This is a genomic window from Streptomyces sp. LZ34 (assembly GCF_053890475.1).
This window is the reverse complement of the sequence record NZ_CM132680.1, coordinates 1,044,409-1,062,969: the sequence shown is the minus strand read 5'-3', so window position 1 is coordinate 1,062,969 and position 18,561 is coordinate 1,044,409. Positions and strand designations below refer to the sequence as shown.

The 18,561-nt window shown below is 71.3% G+C and carries 15 protein-coding genes; 10 read left to right on the top strand and 5 right to left on the bottom strand.

The window, feature by feature from the left end; genetic code table 11:
* Nucleotides 1–37: 37 nt before the first annotated feature.
* Nucleotides 38–1,303 (bottom strand): glycosyltransferase, encoded by a 1,266-nt coding sequence (locus ACWY4P_RS03395; RefSeq protein WP_456208596.1) that lies wholly within the window; start codon nucleotides 1,301–1,303, stop codon nucleotides 38–40.
* A gap of 401 nt (nucleotides 1,304–1,704) precedes the next feature.
* Between ACWY4P_RS03395 and ACWY4P_RS03390 the strand changes: the two genes are divergently transcribed.
* The 10 genes from ACWY4P_RS03390 to ACWY4P_RS03345 all read left to right on the top strand — a co-directional run bounded on the left by ACWY4P_RS03390 (nucleotide 1,705) and on the right by ACWY4P_RS03345 (nucleotide 14,159).
* A complete protein-coding gene (locus ACWY4P_RS03390; protein ID WP_456208595.1) occupies nucleotides 1,705–2,649 on the top strand; it encodes an ABC transporter ATP-binding protein in 945 nt (314 codons plus the stop codon).
* Nucleotides 2,649–3,569, top strand: coding sequence for an ABC transporter permease (locus ACWY4P_RS03385; protein WP_456208594.1), 921 nt, complete (start codon nucleotides 2,649–2,651; stop codon nucleotides 3,567–3,569). The genes ACWY4P_RS03390 and ACWY4P_RS03385 overlap by 1 nt, the downstream gene beginning before the upstream one ends.
* A 40-nt stretch (nucleotides 3,570–3,609) precedes the next feature.
* Nucleotides 3,610–5,019: a sensor histidine kinase gene (locus ACWY4P_RS03380; protein WP_456208593.1), complete on the top strand. Its 1,410-nt coding sequence runs from the start codon at nucleotides 3,610–3,612 to the stop codon at nucleotides 5,017–5,019.
* Nucleotides 5,016–5,684 carry a response regulator gene (locus ACWY4P_RS03375; protein ID WP_456208592.1) on the top strand — a complete coding sequence of 223 codons (669 nt, stop codon included), beginning with the start codon at nucleotides 5,016–5,018 and terminating at the stop codon, nucleotides 5,682–5,684. The genes ACWY4P_RS03380 and ACWY4P_RS03375 overlap by 4 nt, the downstream gene beginning before the upstream one ends.
* 452 nt (nucleotides 5,685–6,136) lie before the next feature.
* Nucleotides 6,137–6,274, top strand: a complete 138-nt coding sequence (locus ACWY4P_RS03370) for a hypothetical protein (protein WP_456208591.1) — start codon at nucleotides 6,137–6,139, stop codon at nucleotides 6,272–6,274.
* A 31-nt stretch (nucleotides 6,275–6,305) separates the two neighbouring features.
* A complete protein-coding gene (locus ACWY4P_RS03365; RefSeq protein ID WP_456208590.1) occupies nucleotides 6,306–7,370 on the top strand; it encodes a glucose-1-phosphate thymidylyltransferase in 1,065 nt (354 codons plus the stop codon).
* Nucleotides 7,367–8,368, top strand: coding sequence for a dTDP-glucose 4,6-dehydratase (gene rfbB, locus ACWY4P_RS03360; RefSeq protein ID WP_456208589.1), 1,002 nt, complete (start codon nucleotides 7,367–7,369; stop codon nucleotides 8,366–8,368). The genes ACWY4P_RS03365 and rfbB overlap by 4 nt, the downstream gene beginning before the upstream one ends.
* Entirely contained in the window at nucleotides 8,365–9,615 is a 1,251-nt protein-coding gene (locus ACWY4P_RS03355) for a type III PLP-dependent enzyme (protein WP_456208588.1), read from the top strand. The genes rfbB and ACWY4P_RS03355 overlap by 4 nt, the downstream gene beginning before the upstream one ends.
* Nucleotides 9,616–9,697: 82 nt before the next feature.
* A complete protein-coding gene (locus ACWY4P_RS03350) occupies nucleotides 9,698–10,951 on the top strand; it encodes a methylaspartate mutase (protein WP_456208587.1) in 1,254 nt (417 codons plus the stop codon).
* Nucleotides 10,952–11,102: 151 nt separating this feature from the next.
* Nucleotides 11,103–14,159 (top strand): AfsR/SARP family transcriptional regulator, encoded by a 3,057-nt coding sequence (locus ACWY4P_RS03345; RefSeq protein ID WP_456208586.1) that lies wholly within the window; start codon nucleotides 11,103–11,105, stop codon nucleotides 14,157–14,159.
* 36 nt (nucleotides 14,160–14,195) lie between these two features.
* Here the strand turns inward: ACWY4P_RS03345 and ACWY4P_RS03340 are convergent, their stop codons facing one another.
* Genes ACWY4P_RS03340 through ACWY4P_RS03325 form a run of 4 tightly spaced genes read right to left on the bottom strand, consistent with a single transcriptional unit; the run spans nucleotide 14,196 to nucleotide 18,473 of the window.
* Nucleotides 14,196–15,947 carry an ABC transporter ATP-binding protein gene (locus tag ACWY4P_RS03340; RefSeq protein ID WP_456208585.1) on the bottom strand — a complete coding sequence of 584 codons (1,752 nt, stop codon included), beginning with the start codon at nucleotides 15,945–15,947 and terminating at the stop codon, nucleotides 14,196–14,198.
* Nucleotides 15,944–16,492, bottom strand: coding sequence for a lasso peptide biosynthesis B2 protein (locus ACWY4P_RS03335; RefSeq protein WP_456208584.1), 549 nt, complete (start codon nucleotides 16,490–16,492; stop codon nucleotides 15,944–15,946). Before ACWY4P_RS03335 ends, ACWY4P_RS03340 begins: the two co-directional genes overlap by 4 nt.
* Nucleotides 16,489–16,779 carry a PqqD family protein gene (locus ACWY4P_RS03330; protein ID WP_456208583.1) on the bottom strand — a complete coding sequence of 97 codons (291 nt, stop codon included), beginning with the start codon at nucleotides 16,777–16,779 and terminating at the stop codon, nucleotides 16,489–16,491. Before ACWY4P_RS03330 ends, ACWY4P_RS03335 begins: the two co-directional genes overlap by 4 nt.
* A complete protein-coding gene (locus tag ACWY4P_RS03325) occupies nucleotides 16,776–18,473 on the bottom strand; it encodes an asparagine synthase-related protein (protein ID WP_456208582.1) in 1,698 nt (565 codons plus the stop codon). Before ACWY4P_RS03325 ends, ACWY4P_RS03330 begins: the two co-directional genes overlap by 4 nt.
* Nucleotides 18,474–18,561: the final 88 nt, after the last annotated feature.

Here is an 18,561-nt window from a genome sequence, read left to right as displayed (position 1 = left end):
GAGAGGGGGGTACCGGGCTCCGGTCCGACGACGGGGCTCAAGAGCGCCGGAAGACGGCCAGCCGCAGCACGAGGAAGCGCACGGCGGTGACCAGCACGGATGAAGCGGTCAGCACGAGCGTTTCGGCGGCCGCCGAGGCATCCGGACTGCTCTCGCGGTACAGGAGTACGGCGGCGGTGGTGATGAGATAGCCCAGGACGAACAGGGCGCCCGCACCCAGGTGCGCCCGTCCCACTCCGGTCTCGGACCAGCGGAACGTCAGGCGACGGTTGGCCTCGGTGTTGAACACGGTGAGCACCAGCAGCGACACGAGGTTCGCCGGCGCGGGCGGCCACCAGCCGCGCAGCAGCCAGTAGAGCAGCCCCTGTCCGATGGTCGAGGCGACGCCGATCGCGGCGAAGCAGCCGACCTCCCAGGTGAACCGGGAACGGCCGGTGCTGGGGGCCAGCACCGCGTCCGGGTGTTCGGCGGCCGGAGCGGGACGGCGCGGCAGCGCGACCCGGGCGGCGCCGGACGCCTTCAGACGGGCCATCCGGTACAGACCGCGCAGGTCGTCGGTGGCGGTGCCGACGACGTCGACCCGGGTGTCCATGTCCTCCACCCAGTCGACCGGGACCTCGTGGATGCGCAGCCCGTTGTGCTCGGCCAGCAGAAGGAGCTCGGTGTCGAAGAACCAGGCGTCGTCCTGTGTCTTGTCCAGCAGCGGCCGCAGCACCTCGGTACGGGCCGCCTTGAAGCCGCACTGCGCGTCGCTGAACCGGGCTCCGTGGGTCAGCCGGATCAACCCGTTGTAGCAGCGGGAGATCAACTCGCGGCGAGGCCCGCGCACGGTCCGCGCGCCCGGCGCGAGGCGACTGCCGATGGCCAGGTCGGAATGACCGCTGGCCAGCGGCGCTATCAGGGGCAGTAGCCCGTCGAGCCCGGTGGACAGGTCGACGTCCATGTACACGACGATGTCGGCCTCGCTCGCGCCCCACACGGTACGCAGCGCCAGGCCGCGGCCCTTGCGGTCCAGGTGAAGCACCCCTACCCCGGGCAGCTCGTCGGCCAGCGCCGTCGCCACCTCGAAGGTCCGGTCGACGCTGGCGTTGTCCGCCACCGTGATCCGCCACGGGAACGGCAACTGCTCACGCAGCCGGGCGTGCAGGGTGAGCAGGCAGCCGGGCAGCGCGCGCTCCTCGTTGTACACAGGAACGACGATCTCGACGGTCGGGGTGTTCGTCCCGGACGGGTCGGAGAGATCGGGTCGGGCCGCGGGTTGGAAGCCGCCTGCGACGCTCGTGCAGCTGGAAGTCTGGGGCATGGATTCCTCGTACGGAGAGGCGACGGTGGGGTGTCGCGTCGTCCGGCGGGATGCGGGCGGGGGACAAGCGGTGACGGGGCACCTCCGGCAGAAAGGGCGAATGCGCGGAGGCCCCGGTACCTGGCATCGCCGACCGGAGACCGAGCTGTGCAGAACCCTTGCGGCCCAAGCCGGGAATCCCGCGACAGCAAGCTGGGAATTCGCCGAGAGTCCGCTGGGTCCTCGCTGAGAGCCGTCGGCGCGGGCGGGCTGCTGCTCGCCGGGGCGGTACCGCGGTACCACTCGGGCGCCGAAGATTCCCCTGCGGTCCCAGAGTTGCGACCGGCCGCTCTCATAACGTCGAACGCGGATGCCGCGGTGCTTTCGCGGCTGCCGGTTCGAGGCGAGAAAGGCCCACTCCCATGATCGAAGCCCGTGAGCTGACGAAGCGGTACGGCGACAAGACGGTCGTCGACAACTTGAGCTTCACCGTCAAGCCCGGTGAGGTGACCGGCTTCCTCGGCCCCAACGGCGCGGGCAAGTCCACGACGATGCGCATGATCGTCGGCCTGGACGCCCCCACCAAGGGCTCGGTCACCGTGGGCGGCCGCTCCTACGCCAAGCACGCCGCCCCGCTGCACGAGATCGGCACCCTGCTGGAGGCCAAGTCCGTCCACCCCGGGCGCAGCGCGTTCAACCATCTGAGGGCGCTCGCGTACACCCACGGCATTCCGCGCCGCCGGGTGGAGGAGGTCATCGAGCTGGCCGGACTGACGAGCGTGGCCGGCAAGCGCGTGGGCGCCTTCTCCCTCGGCATGGGCCAGCGGCTCGGCATCGCCTCGGCCCTCCTCGGCGACCCGGCGATCGTCATGCTCGACGAACCGGTCAACGGCCTCGACCCCGAGGGCGTGCTATGGGTGCGCAACCTCCTGCGCGGGCTGGCCGACGAGGGCCGGGCCGTGATGCTCTCCTCGCATCTGATGAGCGAGACCGCGCTGATCGCCGACCACCTGGTGATCATCGGACGCGGCCGGCTGCTCGCGGACACCACGGTCGACGACTTCACCCAGGAAGCCGGGGGTGGCGGCGTCAAGGTCGCCTCCACCGAGTCCATGAGGCTGCGCCCGCTGCTGGCCGGCCCCGACGTCACGATCAGCTCATCCTCCGCTGAGGAACTGCTGGTCACCGGACGTGACGCCCGTGAGATCGGGGCGATCGCCGCTCAGCACGGGGTGCCGCTGTACGAACTCACTCCGCAGTCCGTCTCCCTGGAGGCGGCCTTCATGGACCTCACCCGCGACGCCGTCGAGTACCAGAGCGCCCCCGCCGACACCGCCCCTGCCGACACCGAACGAAAGGCCGCCTGATGCCCACCACCGCACTCCGCCGCGTCCAGCGCCCGGGCAAGCGCCGTAATCCTTCCGCGGCTCCCGATCCCAAGACGCCTGCCACCCCCAAGACCCCCAAGACCCCCAAGACGGCCAAGACGGCCTACAAGGTGACCGGCATCCGGGTGCTGCGCTCGGAGTGGGCCAAGTTCTGGTCGCTGCGCTCCACCTGGATCACCCTGGGTGTCGCCGTCGTCCTGCTGATCCTCTTCGGGGCGATCGCCTCCTACACCTACAGTCCCGATGCCGTCGCGACCAGCGGGCCGCCCGGCCCGGGAAGCTCCGACGGTGACAGCGACGCGGTGAGCTTGGCCCTGACCGGCGTGTCCTTCGCGCAGCTGGCCATCGGCGTGCTCGGGGTGCTGCTGTCCGCGGGCGAGTACAGCACCGGCATGATCCGCTCCACCCTCGCCGCGGTCCCGCGGCGGCTGCCTGTTCTGTGGTCCAAGGCCGCCGTGATCGGACCCATCGCCCTGGCCCTCACCACCATCGGCGCGCTGGCCGCCTACCAGCTGGGCACTCCGGGCCTGGACGGCGAGAAGATCGCGCTCTCCCTGGGTGACGACGGCGTGTTGCGCAGCCTGGCCGGCGCCGGCGTCTACCTCGGCCTGGTAGCCGTGTTCGGCGTGGCCCTGGGAGTGCTGATCCGCTCGTCCGCCGGGGCCATCGCGGCCCTGGTCGGAGTCCTGCTCATCCTGCCCGGTCTGGCCTCGCTGCTGCCCGACTCGTGGTACGACACGCTCAGCCCCTACTTCCCCAGCAACGCGGGGTCGGCCGTCTACGCCCTGCACGAGTCCTCGGACGCTCTCTCGCCCGGGGCGGGGCTCGCGGTCTTCGCCGGCTGGGCGGCGCTGACCCTCGCCGGGGCCGCCTTCCGGCTCCGCCGGACCGACGCCTGACCAGGGCAGGAGGACACAGGGCAGGAGGACAATGGTGTCCATGAGCGCGCAACGCGCGGCAGCCGCCGCGGACACCGCCCAGAGGGCGTCGCTGCCGCCGTCCCCCGGGCTCGACGCCGCCTGGGGGCACCCGTTCCTGGGCCGTCTGCTGCGCGGCCAGCGGGAGCGGCAGCGGCTGGACCGCCGGCATCCATGGCTGCTCGACACCGCGGTGGTGCTGGTCGTCGTGTGCGTCAGCCTGCCCGACCTGCTCTGGGGCAGCGGTGACGCTCCCTTCGGGGGACGGGATTCCCGTGATCAGCTGCCGTCCGGCGTCCTGTTCGCCTTCGCCGCCGCACTTGTCATTCCGCTGCGGTGGCGCCGCCGGGCCCCGGCCGTCACGTTCTTCGTGATCGCGCTGGTGTCCTTGGCCCAGTGGTCGCTGGGCATCTGGCTGTCGGCCGGCATCAGCGCACTCATCGCCCTGTACACCCTGGCCCGGCACGGTTCATTGCGCCTGCTCGGCTGGGCCGGCGCGCTGGCTGCCGCCGAAGCGGCGCTGGCGGTTTCCGTGCTGGTGCCCGTCGAACATCCACTGCTCGGCCTTTTCTTTCTGCTGGGCACGACGACAGCGGCCATCGCCGTGGGCCTGACTCTCCGGATCCGCCGGATGTATCTGGCGGCGTTGGAGGACCGTGCCAGACGCCTGGAGATCGAGCACGACCAACGCGTCCGACTCACCGCCGCCGCCGAGCGCTCCCGGGTCGCGCGCGAGATGCACGACATCGTCGGCCACAACCTCTCGGTCATGGTCGGTGTCGCCGACGGCGCCGCGACTCTCGCCGCCAACAGGAACGAGCAGTCCGCCGAGGCCCTGCGCATCCTCGGCGACACCGGCCGCCAGGCCATGAGCGAACTGCGCCGCGTTCTCGGCGTCCTGCGCGAGGCGCAGGACGACGTACGGATGCTCAGCCCGCAGCCGGGGGTCCGCGATCTGGACCCCCTGCTGGCGCGGGTGCGCGCAGCGGGGCTGAGAGTGGCCTACCGGACCGTCGGCGACCTCGACTCGTTGAGCAGCGGCGTGCAGCTCACCGTCTATCGCATCGTGCAGGAAGCCCTGACCAACACGCTCAAGCACGCGGGCACGGGCTCCGCCGCCGAAATCACCGTGGCCGCCGACGTCGGCAAGGTGCGGATACGGGTCGCCGACAACGGAGTACCGCCGGCAGAGCCCGTGCGCGCCGAGCCGGCGCCACGGACCGGCTCGGACGACGCCGGGCACGGCCTGGTCGGCATCCGCCAGCGGGCCGCCATGTACGGCGGCTCCGTCACCATCGGCCCACGCGACACCGGACACGGCTGGATCGTGGACGTCGTGCTCGACGTGCCCCCCGCACCCTTCCCCGAGTCCTCGGCTTCGCGCGAGCAGGGGAGACCCCATTCGTCGGCATCAGGAGAGCATCTGCCATGACCACCGTGCTGATCGCCGACGACCAGCCCCTCCAGCGCATGGGCTTCCGCATGCTCATGGAGGGCACCCCCGGCCTGAGCCCGATCGGCGAGGCCGAGCACGGGGCCGAGGCCGTCCGCCTGACCGCGCAACTGCGACCCGACGTCGTCCTCATGGACATCCGTATGCCCGGCATGGACGGCCTCGAGGCGACACGCCGGATCGTCGCCGCCGGCGGCCGTACCCGTGTACTCATCGTCACCACCTTCGACCTGGACGAATACGCATACGAAGGCCTGCGGGCCGGAGCCAGCGGCTTCCTGCTCAAGGACGCCCGCCCCGAGGAACTCGTGGCCGGCATCCACGCGGTCGCCACCGGCGACGCCGTCGTGGCACCCAGCCTGACCCGGCGCCTGCTGGACGCTTTTGCCCACCGCGTACTCGCACCGACCGACACCGGCGCCCGCGAGGATCCCCGGCTGCAGACGCTCAGCGACCGCGAACGCGAGGTCCTGGTCGCCATCGGCCAGGGCTGGACGAACACGGAGATCGCCGAACGGCTCGTCCTCACCGAGTCCACGGTGAAGAAGCACGTCGGACGGGTCCTCGCCAAGATCGGGGCGCGTGACCGCATCCAGGCCGTGATCACGGCGTACGACGCCGGGCTGGTCAGGGCCAAGTCGTAGCCCCTGGAAAGGTGCCGATTCCGGCGGGCTGATCGCCTTGTGCAACCTGGCACGCGCCATGGGGAGTTGGTCCTTGCCGAGGCGGGACAGCACGGCGGCAGGCTCAAAACCTTGACTCCGGATCGGCCCCGCGGGTTAGGGTGACGCGGGCCTTGTGGGGGTGTTTCTCGGAGGTGCCGGCGGGCGCAATGTCCGCTTTTCGCGTGGAGCGGGGGAATTTCTGCGTGTTGTCGAGCATATCCTTGCCGCAAGATGACTGTATTGCGGTTATTGGAATTTCCTGTCGGTTCTCGGGTGCCTCCAATCTGGCAGATGAATTTGCCCGGGCTTCTTCGGAATTCCCCTGCATCAGGCAGCCGCGATGGACCCGCGGCAGAGCGTCATTGGCCACCGCGGTGACCACGTCGACGCGGCGGATCCCGGGCGCTCCCCGCTGCGGGCACAAGGTTGTCGTGGCCACGTCACTGGACTTCACGGTGCTGATGGAGCGGGCAGGGCTGGAATTCCGCGAGATATCCGGAAAAGCCGCCGACCATTTCAACAACCCCGCCGTCATCAAGGCGATCCACCGTGACAGGTGTCCTGCGTGACGTCCTCACAACCCTCTGAGAAGGAGTTCCGGTGAGAGCGCTGGTGTTGTCCGGCGGCATGGGGCTGCGGCTGCGGCCCTTCAGTCACTCCATGCCCAAACAGCTGATCCCGCTCGCCAACAAGCCCGTCCTGGTCCATGTCATCGAGGGACTGCGGTCGCTGGGCGTGACCGACATCGGGCTGGTGGTCGGAGACCGGCCGGGGAAGATCGTCGAGCTGCTCGGCGACGGATCCACGCTGGGTGTGCGGCTCACCTACATCCAGCAGGACGCGCCGCGGGGGCTGGCCCACTGTGTGTCCATCGCCCGTGACTTCCTGGGCGACGAAGACTTCGTCATGTACCTGGGCGACAACCTCCTGACGGAGGGGGTCGCGGACATGGCCGAGGAGTTCCGCGCCCGCCGCCCGGCCGCCCAGCTGGTGGTGCACAAGGTGGCCGACCCGCGTGCCTTCGGGGTCGCCGAGGTCGACGCCTCGGGCCGGGTCCTCCGGCTCGTCGAGAAGCCCGAGCATCCGGTGAGCGACCTGGCCCTGGTCGGTGTCTACTTCTTCACCCCCGCCATTCACGAGGCCGTGGCCGCGATCGCGGCCGGCGCCCGGGGCGAAATGGAGATCACCGATGCCATCCAGTGGCTGGTGGCGAGCGGGGCGGACGTACAGGCCCGCGCCTACACGGGCTACTGGAAGGACGCCGGCCGGATCGAGGATGTCCTGGCCTGCAACCGCGAGCTCCTCGACCGGCTCAAGCCCTCCGTGCGCGGCGTGGTCGACGCGGAGAGCGAACTGATCGGCGCGGTCGTGGTGGAGGAGGGCGCCCGCATCGTCCGCTCCCGGATCACCGGGCCCGCGGTCGTGGGCGCCGGGACGCTGGTCGAGGGCAGCTCCATCGGCCCGCACACCTCGATCGGCGAGGAATGCCTGCTGCGCGAGGTCCAGCTGAGCGACACGATCATCCTGGACCGCGCGAGCGTAGAGGGTGTGGGGTCCATACGCGGCTCGGTCATCGGCCGGGAGGCCACCGTCACCGCGGCCGCCGCCGATGGCTCCCACCGGCTGATCGTCGGGGACCACGGGCGGGTCGAGGTGGCCGCATGAGACTGCTGGTGACCGGTGGGGCCGGGTTCATCGGCTCCTGTTATGTGCGCACCCTGCTCGAGGGCGACTACCCCGGGTACGAGGACGCCTTCGTGACCGTCCTGGACAAGCTGACGTACGCCGGCAACCGGGCCAATCTGCCCGACCGGCACGATCGCCTCGCATTCGTCGAAGGCGACGTCTGCGATCCGGACCTCGTCCGCGATCTGCTGCCCGGCCATGACGCGGTGCTGCACCTCGCCGCGGAATCCCATGTGGACCGCTCCATAGCGGATCCGTCCCTCTTCGTCCGGACGAATGTCGTCGGCACCCAGAATCTGCTGGAGGCCTGCCTGCGTACGGGAGTCGAGCGGGTGGTGCACATCTCCACCGACGAGGTCTACGGCTCGATCGCGTCCGGCTCATGGACCGAGGACTGGCCACTGGCCCCCAACTCCCCTTACGCCGCCTCGAAGGCGAGCAGCGATCTGATGGCCCGCGCCTATTGGCGCACCCACGGCCTCGACGTGTCCATCACCCGCTGTTCCAACAACTACGGCCCGTACCAGCACCCCGAGAAGCTCATCCCGCTGTTCGTCACCAGACTGCTGCACGGCGAAACCGTGCCGCTGTACGGCGACGGCTCCCACATCCGGGAGTGGCTGCACGTCACCGACCACTGCGCGGCGATCCAACTGGTCCTCACCAAGGGCCGGGCCGGGGAGATCTACAACATCGGCGGCGGCGACGAGCGGACCAACCGCCAGATCACCGATCTGCTGCTGGAACTGTGCGGTGCCGCACCGGAGATGGTGCGGCACGTGACCGACCGCAAGGGGCACGACCTGCGCTATTCACTGGACGACACCAAGATCCGCAGCGAACTCGGCTACGCCCCGGCCGTCGCCTTCGAGCAGGGCCTCGCCGATGCCGTGGCCTGGTACCGAGCCAACCCGGCCTGGTGGAAAGCGGCGGCCCGCCGTGAACTGAAGGCCCTGCTCGCCGGGGAGGCCGAGTGAACCTGCCCACCCCGCTGCGCGAACTGGCCGAAAACGTAGGGACTCCGCTGTACGTCTACGATGTGGACCGCCTCGACGCCGCCCGGAGCGATCTGTTCGGCTGGCTGCCCGAGGAGTGCGACATCTTCTACTCTCTCAAGGCCAACCCGCACGTGGAACTCGTCCGCGCGCTGCGCCAGGGCGACGGCCCCGCCTGCCGCGCGGAGATCAGCTCCACCGGGGAACTGGCCGCGGCCCTGGAAGCCGGACACGACCCGAAGGACATCCTCTACACCGGCCCCGGCAAGACCCCCGGCGAACTGCGCGAGGCGATCCGGCACGGCGTCCGGCTCTTCTCCGCCGAGTCGCCGACCGACCTGGAGCACATCGGCGAGGCCGCGCTGGCACAGGACACGGTGGCCGACTGCCTGCTGCGGATCAACAGCACCACGGCCAGCGCGGCCACCGGCGTCAGGATGACCGGCAAGCCGACCCAGTTCGGCATCGACAGCGAGACCATCGCCGAGCTGGCGCCCCGGCTGCGCGCGGTGCCGGGCACCGCCGTCGCCGGTCTGCACCTGTTCTCGCAGAGCAACGCGGCCGACGAGGAAGCCCTGATCGGAGAGTTCCGGCACACCATCGACACGGCCGCACGCATCGAACAGGAACTCGGCGTACCCCTGCGGCTGCTCGACATCGGCGGCGGATTCTCGGCCCCGTACGGACAGCACGGTGAGCGGACGATCTACCCCAAGCTGCGCTCCGAGCTGGAAGCCGCCCTCGACGAGCGCTTCCCGCGCTGGCGGCAGGGCGCTCCCCGGCTGGCCGTCGAGTCGGGCCGCTATCTGGTGGGCGACTGCGGGACCCTGCTGGCCTCCGTCAGCAACGTCAAGGTCAGCCGAGGCCGGACCTTTGTCATCCTCGACGCCGGCATCAACACCTTCGGGGGGCTGTCAGGCCTGGGGCGGATACTGCCGGTGTCCGTACGGCTCGGGGCCGACGGAGCGGCCACGCGGCGCGCCTCCCTGGCCGGCCCGCTGTGCACCCCCGGCGACCTCCTCGGAAGGGAGATCGAGGTCCCGGCCGGGCTGCGCCCCGGTGACGTGGTCGCCATCCCCAACACCGGGGCCTACGGCCCCACCGCCAGCCTGCTCATGTTCCTGGGCCGACCCGCCCCGGCCGAGGCGGTGGTCCGGGGCGATGAGGTGCTTTCCGTCTCACGCATCGAGTACATACGGACCTATTCAGAAGGGGGAACGGCCACATGACTGACCAGCTAACCGATACGAGACTGACCGCCGTCGTGACCACGATGGCCTCGGACAACGCCCGATGAGCGAGCGGTAAGCCGTGGACTTCGGAGCATTCGTCCGGGCCAGCGCGGCGCGTGGCCAGCTCGTCCTGCAACCCCGGATGGGGTTCAGCGACCCGGCCACGATGCGCGCCGGGCTCTCCGCGACACGCGGGGCCGCCGCCCGTACCGTCGGCACCATCACCGTCGATGCCCACACCCGGGTGGGACACCTGGACGCCGTCACCACCGCCCTGCGCGAGGGAATCGACCTCAACGGCTACCCGTTGGTCAGCCACCCGTCCGCCACCACCGCACAGGTGCTGTCCGGCATCCAGGGCCAGGACTTCCCCGTGCAGGTGCGGCACGGCTCGGCGAACCCGGTGGACATCTTCCGCGCGCTGCTCCCCGTACGTCTGGGCGCCACCGAGGGCGGCCCCGTCTCCTACTGCCTGCCGTACGGCCGCACACCGCTGGCCGAGTCCGTGCGCAACTGGGAGGTGAGCTGCGAACTCTTCACGCAGCTCCGTGACACCGGCCTGGAGCCCCACCTGGAGACGTTCGGCGGCTGCATGCTCGGGCAGCTGTGCCCGCCCGGCCAGCTCGTGGCCATCAGCGTGCTCGAGGCCCTCTTCTTCGTCCAGCACGGCCTCCGCAGCGTCTCCGTCAGCTACGCCCAGCAGACCGACCCGACGCAGGACCGGGAGGCCATCGCGGCGCTGCGGCGGCTGTGCGGCGAGCTGCTGCCGGCCATCGACTGGCATGTCGTCGTCTACACGTACATGGGCGTCTACCCCGAGACACTCGACGGCGCCTACCGTCTGCTCGGGCAGGCGGCGGAACTCGCGGTCGTCGGCGGTGCGCAGCGGCTGATCGTCAAGACGGCCTCCGAATCACGGCGTATCCCCACCATCGACGAGAACGTGCGGGCTCTGGAGTACGCGGCCTGGGCGGCCGGACGCGTCCCCGCGGCCCACGCCGCGGACGCCGCCGACACCGGTACATACGAGGAGGCGGCGGCGCTGGTCGGCGCGGTGCTGAACCTCGCCCCCGATGTGGGCCACGCGCTGCTACTGGCCTTCAAGAAGGGGTACTTGGATATCCCCTACTGCTTGCACCCGGACAACAGGGGAGAGACGCGGAGCTTCATCGACAGCGACGGCCGGCTCAGCTGGGACTCCACCGGGTCCCTCCCGCTCGGGGGCTCCCCGCAGCGGGGTGGTGGCGGGCGGCTGACTTCGGCGGATCTTCTCAGGGATCTTTCTTATATGCGCCGGAAATTCGATGATCCCATGGCTGTCGATATGGCATGAGAGCGCTGCCCCTCATTGGCCGAATACAGCGGGGAGGGGAAAAGACTCCTGGACACCACCGGCGCTTGCGGGAAGCATGTTCACGCGGCATACGCGCCAGGGGGCCGCGTCCGGGGCGGGGCCGGGGGCAGGGGGAACCATGCGCATTCAGGTGCTCGGACCGTTATGCGCCTGGCACGGCGAGGCCGAGATCGATCTCGGCACACCTCAGCAGCGGGCTCTCCTCGGCCTGTTGGTCCTGGCAGGGGGGCGGTCACTGTCGCGGGCGGAATTGGCCGACGCCCTGTGGGGAGGCCGACCGCCGCGCAGTGCCGTCAATCTGATCCAGACCTATGTCAAGCGATTACGCCGCCTGCTGGAACCCGACCGTCCGGCACGGACCCCGAGCGCGCTGCTGCCCAGGGTCGGCGACGGCTACGCCCTCCGCGTCCCCGGAGACGATGTCGACCTGGCTCGCTTTCGGCAGCTGGTGACGCGGGCCGAGGCGGGGCGGCGCGAGGGTGACCATCGCGGCGCGGCGGCGCTGCTGGGTGAGGCGCTCGGGTTGTGGCAGTCCCCGCCGATGGCCGACCTGCCCCTCCTGGTTGCTCATCCCGCTGTGGTCGCCTTGGCCGAGGAGCGGCGGGCCGCGGTCGCGCGATACGGCGATGCGATGATCGCCGCGGGCGCTGCCGACGAGGCCCTGCCCGTCCTGGCGGAGGTCGCGGCCGCGCACCCGCTGGACGAGAGAGCACAGGCTCGTCTGATGCGGGCCCACGGTGCCGTCGGACAGCGGGAAACGGCCTTCGCCATCTATCTGGAGAGCCGCCGCAGGCTCGCCGACGAACTGGGTGTTGAGCCGGGCGCCGAACTGACCGCGGCATACACCGAGTTGCTGGGTGAGACGGCCGGGACACCGGGTGCCAGTCCGGCCGGATGCCCGGGAACCTCCTCCCGTGCTCCCGGCACCCTTCCGGACGGCCCCGCACGCGGGGACGATCCGCCGACGAGTCCGGCCCCGCCCGTCCCGCCGCCCGCTCCCGTCCCGCCCGCGCAGCTCCCGGCGGATGTCTTCGGCTTCACCGGCCGGTCCGCGGAGCTGTCCGCACTCGACCGGCCGTCGGCCGGGGACCAGCGGCCGGGCGGCCCCGCGTCCGGACCCGTGACCATGACGATCTCGGTGATCTCCGGAACCGCCGGGGTGGGTAAGACCGCGCTGGCCGTCCACTGGGCGCATCAGGCGCGCGACCGATATCCCGACGGGCAGTTGTACGTCGACCTGCGCGGCTACGACCGGGACCGGCCCCTGCCCTCCGGCGACGCCCTTACCCGCTTCCTGCACGCACTGGGGCTGAGCGGGCAGCACGTACCTCTCGACCCGGACGAGCGGGCGAGCCGTTACCGCACCGAGATAGCCGACCGCCGGATGCTTGTCGTGCTGGACAACGCCCTGTCCGTCGAGCAGGTGCGCCCGCTGCTGCCCGGCACGCCCTCCTGCGCCGTGCTGGTGACCAGCAGGGACAGCCTGGCAGGCCTGGTGGCGCTGCACGGCGCCCACCGGCTCGAGCTCGGGCCGCTGCTCCCGGCCGAGGCGACCGCGCTGCTGCGCCTGCTCATCGGTGACCGGGCAGCGGCGGATCACGCGTCGTCCGTGGTTCTGGCCGACCAGTGCGCGCGGCTGCCGCTGGCGCTGCGGGTGGCGGCCGAACTGGCCGCTGCCCGCCCTGGAGTGACTTTGTCCGAGCTGGTGGCGGAGCTGAGCGACCAGCGACGGCGGCTCGAGTTGCTGGACGCGGGCGGAGACTTCCGCGCCACCGTGCGGTCGGTGTTCTCCTGGTCCTACCGTCATCTGCCGCCCGCGAGCGCCCGGACGTTCCGGCTGCTCGCCCTGCACCCGGGGCCGGACTTCAGTGCGCACGCCACCGCCGCCCTCACCGGTGAGGGCGTGGACCGGGCCGGCCGGCAGCTCGCCCTGCTCACCCGGGCCCATCTGGTCCAGTCCTCCGGAGCCGGGCGGTTCGCCATGCACGACCTCCTCCGCGCCTACGCGGGCCGCCTGTCCCGCGCGCGCGACGCGGAGGAGGACCGCAGAGCGGCGCGCACCCGCTTGTTCGACCACTACGTGGCCGGTGCCACGGCGGCGATGGACACGCTCTACCCGGCCGAGCGGCACCACCGCCCCGGAGCCGTGCCCACGGCGGCAGCCGTCCCGGAGATGGAGAGCCCGGCGGCGGCCCGGGCCTGGCTGTCGGCCGAGATCCCCATCATGGGCTCGGTCTGTGCCGTGGCGGCGGACGGGCACGGGGCCGCCCACGCCGTGCGCCTGGCCGCCGTGCTCTTCCGCCATCTCGACGGCGGCCACCACACGGAGGCACTCTCGTTCCACAGCCACGCGCTGCGTGCGGCCGAGCACCTCGGTGACCGAGCCGGCCAAGCCCACGCGCTGACGAACCTCGGTGTCGTCCACTGGAGGCTCGGCAAGCACCGATCGGCAGCCGTTCAACTGCGGCAGGCCCTGACGCTCCATCGCGAGGCGGGCGACCGGGCGGGCCAGGCCCGCGCCCTGTCCAACCTCGGCAATGTGCACTGGCGGTCGGGCGACCAGCCGTCCGCCGCGCACCGTCACGAGCAGGCACTGCTGCTGTACGAGGAGCTGGGCGACCAAGTCGGCCAGGCCCGCACGCTGACCAACCTCGGCAATGTGTACCAGCGCCAGGGGAATCACGAACTGGCCGACGCCTACCAGCGCCGGGCGCTCGAGCTGCACGGTGCGACGGGCGACCAGATCGGCCGGGCCCGGACGCTGACCAACCTCGGCAGCGTGTACCTCAGCCAAGGCCGTTACGAGTCGGCCGCCGACCACCACTCTCAGGCCCTCGAGCTCTTCCGCCGATTCGGTCACCGCGGGGGAGAGGCATATGCGATGACCGGCCTGGGGGATGTGTTCCTGCGGCAGGGACTCCCTCTCGCGGCCATCGATCACCACCGCCAGGCCCTGCGCCTGTTCCGTACGATCGGCGAGCGCTACGGCGAGGCGTCCGCGCTCAACGGCCTCGGCGAGGCCCTGCGCGTGGCCGGACGTCCCGCGGAAGCCGTGGTCTACCACGTCCGGGCCGAGGCGGTCGCGGCGAGCACCGGCGAGCGGGACGAACAGGCGCGCGCCCAGCTCGGTACGGCGCTGGCCCGGGGGGCCGGCAACGCCGCCGACGCGTCCCACACCTTCCGTTAGACATCCGCCGGCTTTCCTCCCGGGCTCCCTTTCGGTTCAGACAAGAAGCTGTCGTCCGGCCAGCTCCCGGTACAGCGGCGAGGTGTCGACGAGTTCCGCGTGCGTACCGCGGGCGACGACCCGGCCACCTTCGAGTACGACGATGAGGTCGGACCGGACAATGGTGGACAGCCGGTGAGCCACCACGAGCACCGTACGGTTCGCGGAGACGGAGTCGATCGCCTCGGCCAGAGCGGCCTCGTTGCGGGCATCCAGGCTGGCGGTCGGTTCGTCCAGCAGGAGCAACGGTGGTGCCGCCAGCAGCACCCGGGCGATGGCGAGCCGTTGGCGTTCGCCGCCGGAGAGCAGCACGCCGCCGTCCCCGACCTGGGCGTCCAGGCCCGCGGGGGCGCGGTGGACGAGGTCACGCAGGTTCACGGCGTCGAGTACGCGCAGCAGGGTGGCGTCGTCGGTGTCGGGCGAGCCCAGCAGGAGGTTGTCCCGCAGGCTGCCCGCCAGCGCGGGCGCGTCCTGTTCGACGTAGCCGAGTTGACCGCGCAGGAAGGCGAGCGGCAGCTCACGGGCGTCCGCCCCGTGAAGGCGGACGACGCCCGCCGTGGGCTCGTAGAACCGCTCGGCAAGGGCGAGCAGGGTGCTCTTGCCCGCGCCGGAGGGCCCGACGAGCGCGACACGAGAACCCTGCGGGACGTCCAGACTGACGCCGCGCAGCACAGGTGTGCCGTCGGGGTAGTCGAAGTCGACGTCCTCGAAGGCGAGGACCGGCCGGTGCGCGCAGACGACGGGCAGAGGGTGGCCGAGGGCCGCGGGGTCGGCTTCCGGCTCGGTGGGCAGGGCCCGCACCTCCTCGATCCGGGCGAGCGCCCCGAGGCCGACCTGGAAGGTGGTGTACGCCTGTAGCGCCTGGGCCATTGGCTGCACGAACAGGATGAGATAGAGGACGAACGCGACGAGGTCCGCCACCCCGACCGCACCCGACGCCACGCGGGCGCTGCCGAAGCCCAGCACGGACAGGAGGGCCGCCTGCATCGCGACCTGGCTCAAGGGGGCGGCCAGCGACTCCAGGCGGGCCACGCCGAGCCCGGCATCGTAGGCGGCCAGCGCACTGCGCCGGACGTGCGCGGCCTCCCGCTCCTCGGCGCGGGCGGCGCGGATGGTGCGTACGGCGGTCAGCGCCCGCTCGACGGAGGCCGTCATGGCGCCCACAGCCTGCTGCGCCTGGCCGCTCAGGCGCCGGACGCGGCGCGAGACCGCCGCCACGGCGGCGACGCCGACCCCCACCGACAGCAGGGTCACCCCCAGCAGCGGCAGATCGATTCTGCCCATCAGGACCACGGCACCGATGGCGACCACCACGCCGGACCCCAGGTCCACCAAGCCCCCGGTCACCACGGACCGCAGCAGGGTGGTGTCGGCGCCCACCCGGGAGATCAGGTCTCCTGTGCGCCGTCGGTCGAACTCCCCGACGGGCAGCCGCAGCAGAGTCTCCACCAGGGTGCGGCGCGCGGTCAGCACCACGCCTTCCGCGGTGCGCTGGAGCAGATAGCGCTGGACTCCCCCCAGGGCCGCGGCCGCCACCACCACGGTGACGAGGACGGCGAGGGCGAGGCCGAGACCGGAGCCCGCGTCCGCCGCGTCCAGGGTCCGCTGGACGAGCAGCGGCTGGGCGAGGGACCCGGCCGCCACGATCAGGGACAGCCCGGAGACGGCCAGCAGTGCGCCGCGGTGAGGGGCGAGGTACGGCCACAGCCGGGACGGCCGGCGGTGGGGTGCGTTCGGTGCGCTCCTCACGAGGTGAGCCCTTGCCGCCGGCCGGGCGCCGCCGGAGCGTCGGCCAGGCGGGCGGAGCGGATGCGCTGAAGCACGCGGTAGCCGACGGTCACGTCCTGGTTGTCGTTGAGCACGATGCCGTGCAGTTCGGTCCAGGCATGGAAGTTGTCCTTGTCGAACGTGCTGGTCAGGGCCCTGGCCACACAGACCTCGGCAGGCAGCCCCAGAGCCGAGAGGTAGCGGGCCAAGGCGAGGGAGCGAGGCAGGCAGTCCGCGCGGGGCATGAGGACCCGCATCACGAGCTGGCACCAGAACACCTGTCGCCGGGCCAGGCGGATCACGGATTCCGGGTGGAGCCCGCGGAGCCGCGAAGCGCCCGGGGCCGGCCGGGCTCCCTCGAGGAGCGGGCGTGCCCTGCTCCAGCCGCGGCGGCGGTAGGTCCATGCCGCCCCGGCGGTGGCCAGGAGCGCGTACAGCCGCAGCCGCGGCGGCACGCCCGGCGGCGGCGCGTCCGGATCCGACAGGAAGAACTCCCAGTCCGCCAAGGGCCTGGTGACGGCCCTCACGGTCGGCCCTCCTCGGCGGGTGCGAGCAGGCCGTGCTGTCCGAGCTGGTGCGCGAGGCCGGTGACCCCGGCCTCGAGGGTGCTGGTGGGTGCCTCCACCAGCTCCGCGAGGTGAGCGACCACCTCGTCGAGCGTGTCGAACCGCAGGGCGGCGCGGAGCATCAGGGTCGCGGTCGCGTTCAGGGCCAGGTAGACATCCTTGCGGGTGTCGAGGATGACCCCGGCCTCGTCGGTGGGATCGAAGACGGCATGTTCGGCGAGGCGCAGCAAGGGTGCGGGGGCTGTCATGGGGTCCTTCCCTTGTAGTGGCGCAGGAAGATCTCGGTCATGGCGGCGTGGACGAGTGTCTCGGCGTTGCGGCGCCTGCGGTGCGGGTCGGCCAGCACCTCGGCCAGCCGCTCCGGGTTCACCACACCCATGCGTACGAGCCGGGAGTGCTGACCACCCATCAGTTCATGGAATGCCCCCGCATCCCCGAGGGCACGGTTCTTGTGCGCGGAGGACATCCACAGGCGTCCGTACCGGCGCCATACGGACGCGGGCAGCCGAGTGGACAGCAGCAGCCGGAGTACCGGCTTCGTGATCACCTGTCCCTGGTAGGGGATCATCCGGTACGCGTCGGGCATGCGCGCGGCCAGGCTGCGCAGGTCACGGGAGCCCAGCGGGTTGCACATCATGATTCCGCGCGGCCGCCACGAGGTCAGATTCGCGCAGGCGTCCTTGACCGAGTAGTCGTCCTCGGCCGGTATGTCCGCGAACGGGTCGTCCGGGACGCCCGGCACCGGTTCGAGAAAGTCCGTGGCCCGTGCGACGCCACTGCCGGAATGAGCCTCGTCGAACAGTGAGTGGGACCGGGAGGCGGTGCGGGCGATCCGCGGGAGTTCCCAGCGGGAACTGAGGAGCCCCGCGCAGAGCCCTGCCCTCTCGCGGAAGGGGATATCGCCCGTCAGGGCGTCGTGCAGGCCGTAACGGAGCGGGCCGAACCGCAGGTCGCCGTCCCTGCCCCACACCAGGAACGAGATGCCGTCGCCGTGCACCCGCTCCGCCAGTTGCTCGAGCCAGGGAAACCCCACGTTCAGGAAGGGGTGCGAGAAGGAGCGCTCGCGCGGTGGGAAGCCGCTGTCGTAGCCCGCCTTGACCATGTCCAGCGGAACGGACAGGTGGTCGCAGATCGTTCGCGCGTACTCGGACTCGTCCGCCAGCGGGTCGTCCACCACATGGTGGTAGGCGACCACGTCGGCCCCGGCCTCGACCAGCGCGCACAGCACGGCCGCCGAGTCGAGCCCGCCGCTCACCATGACTCCCACCCGCCCCGCGCCCACATACCCGCGGGCCTCCCGCAGCAGCATGTCGTACGCGAGCTCGGCGTACTGGGCCAGCGGTGTGCGGCGCGGCAGTTCGAGCGGTGTGAGAGTGTCGAACCGGACGGTGGACAGGGCGTTCCGGTCGGCGATGACCAACTCGCCGGGGCGTACGGGGGTGAGCCCGTGGTAGATGAACACCTCGTCGCCGCGACAGCACCGCCAGATGGCCTGCCGGTTGAACTCCTCGCGCTCCTGGTCGAGCAGGTCGGCCGGGTCGGTGGACCAACGCACCACGGAGCCGTCCCTGCGGTAGAGCAGCCCCTCCGTACTGGCGAGGTTCCGGAACAGCATCACCTTCCGCGCGGACACCAACGCCCCGCACAGTTCACCGGGCAGCCGTGCGAGTTCCGCATGGCGGCCCTCCCTGACCAGATCCGCGATCCGCCGCTCCCACCCCTCCGTCACCGGAGGGTTCACAGGCCCGGACAGCAGCAGGTACTCCCCGGGGCCGGTCTCCGCCGGCCGGCGGACAGCGCGCGTGGCCAGTCGCTGCACCGCGTGGTGAGGTGCCGGTGGTATGCCCCGGCTCCCGAACGGCAGGCGGGCGAGTTCGACATCCCCCTCGGCGACGTCGAAATCCACCCGACCGGAAAATCCGAGAAATTCCCCGACCAGCATGAGAGCACCCCTTTTTCACTACGTGGTCCGGCTGGTACCTGATGCCGGCATCCGCCCCCGCCCCCCTGGGAGTTCCTGGGAGGCGGGA

Bases quoted from the DNA above. Each gene is read 5' to 3' on its own strand.
- ACWY4P_RS03390 (WP_456208595.1), top strand. From the start codon at position 1,705: ATGATCGAAGCCCGTGAGCTGACGAAGCGGTACGGCGACAAGACGGTC.
- ACWY4P_RS03375 (WP_456208592.1), top strand. From the start codon at position 5,016: ATGACCACCGTGCTGATCGCCGACGACCAGCCCCTCCAGCGCATGGGC.
- ACWY4P_RS03330 (WP_456208583.1), bottom strand. From the start codon at position 16,779: ATGACAGCCCCCGCACCCTTGCTGCGCCTCGCCGAACATGCCGTCTTC.
- ACWY4P_RS03325 (WP_456208582.1), bottom strand. From the start codon at position 18,473: ATGCTGGTCGGGGAATTTCTCGGATTTTCCGGTCGGGTGGATTTCGAC.
- ACWY4P_RS03395 (WP_456208596.1), bottom strand. From the start codon at position 1,303: ATGCCCCAGACTTCCAGCTGCACGAGCGTCGCAGGCGGCTTCCAACCC.
- ACWY4P_RS03385 (WP_456208594.1), top strand. From the start codon at position 2,649: ATGCCCACCACCGCACTCCGCCGCGTCCAGCGCCCGGGCAAGCGCCGT.
- rfbB (WP_456208589.1), top strand. From the start codon at position 7,367: ATGAGACTGCTGGTGACCGGTGGGGCCGGGTTCATCGGCTCCTGTTAT.
- ACWY4P_RS03380 (WP_456208593.1), top strand. From the start codon at position 3,610: ATGAGCGCGCAACGCGCGGCAGCCGCCGCGGACACCGCCCAGAGGGCG.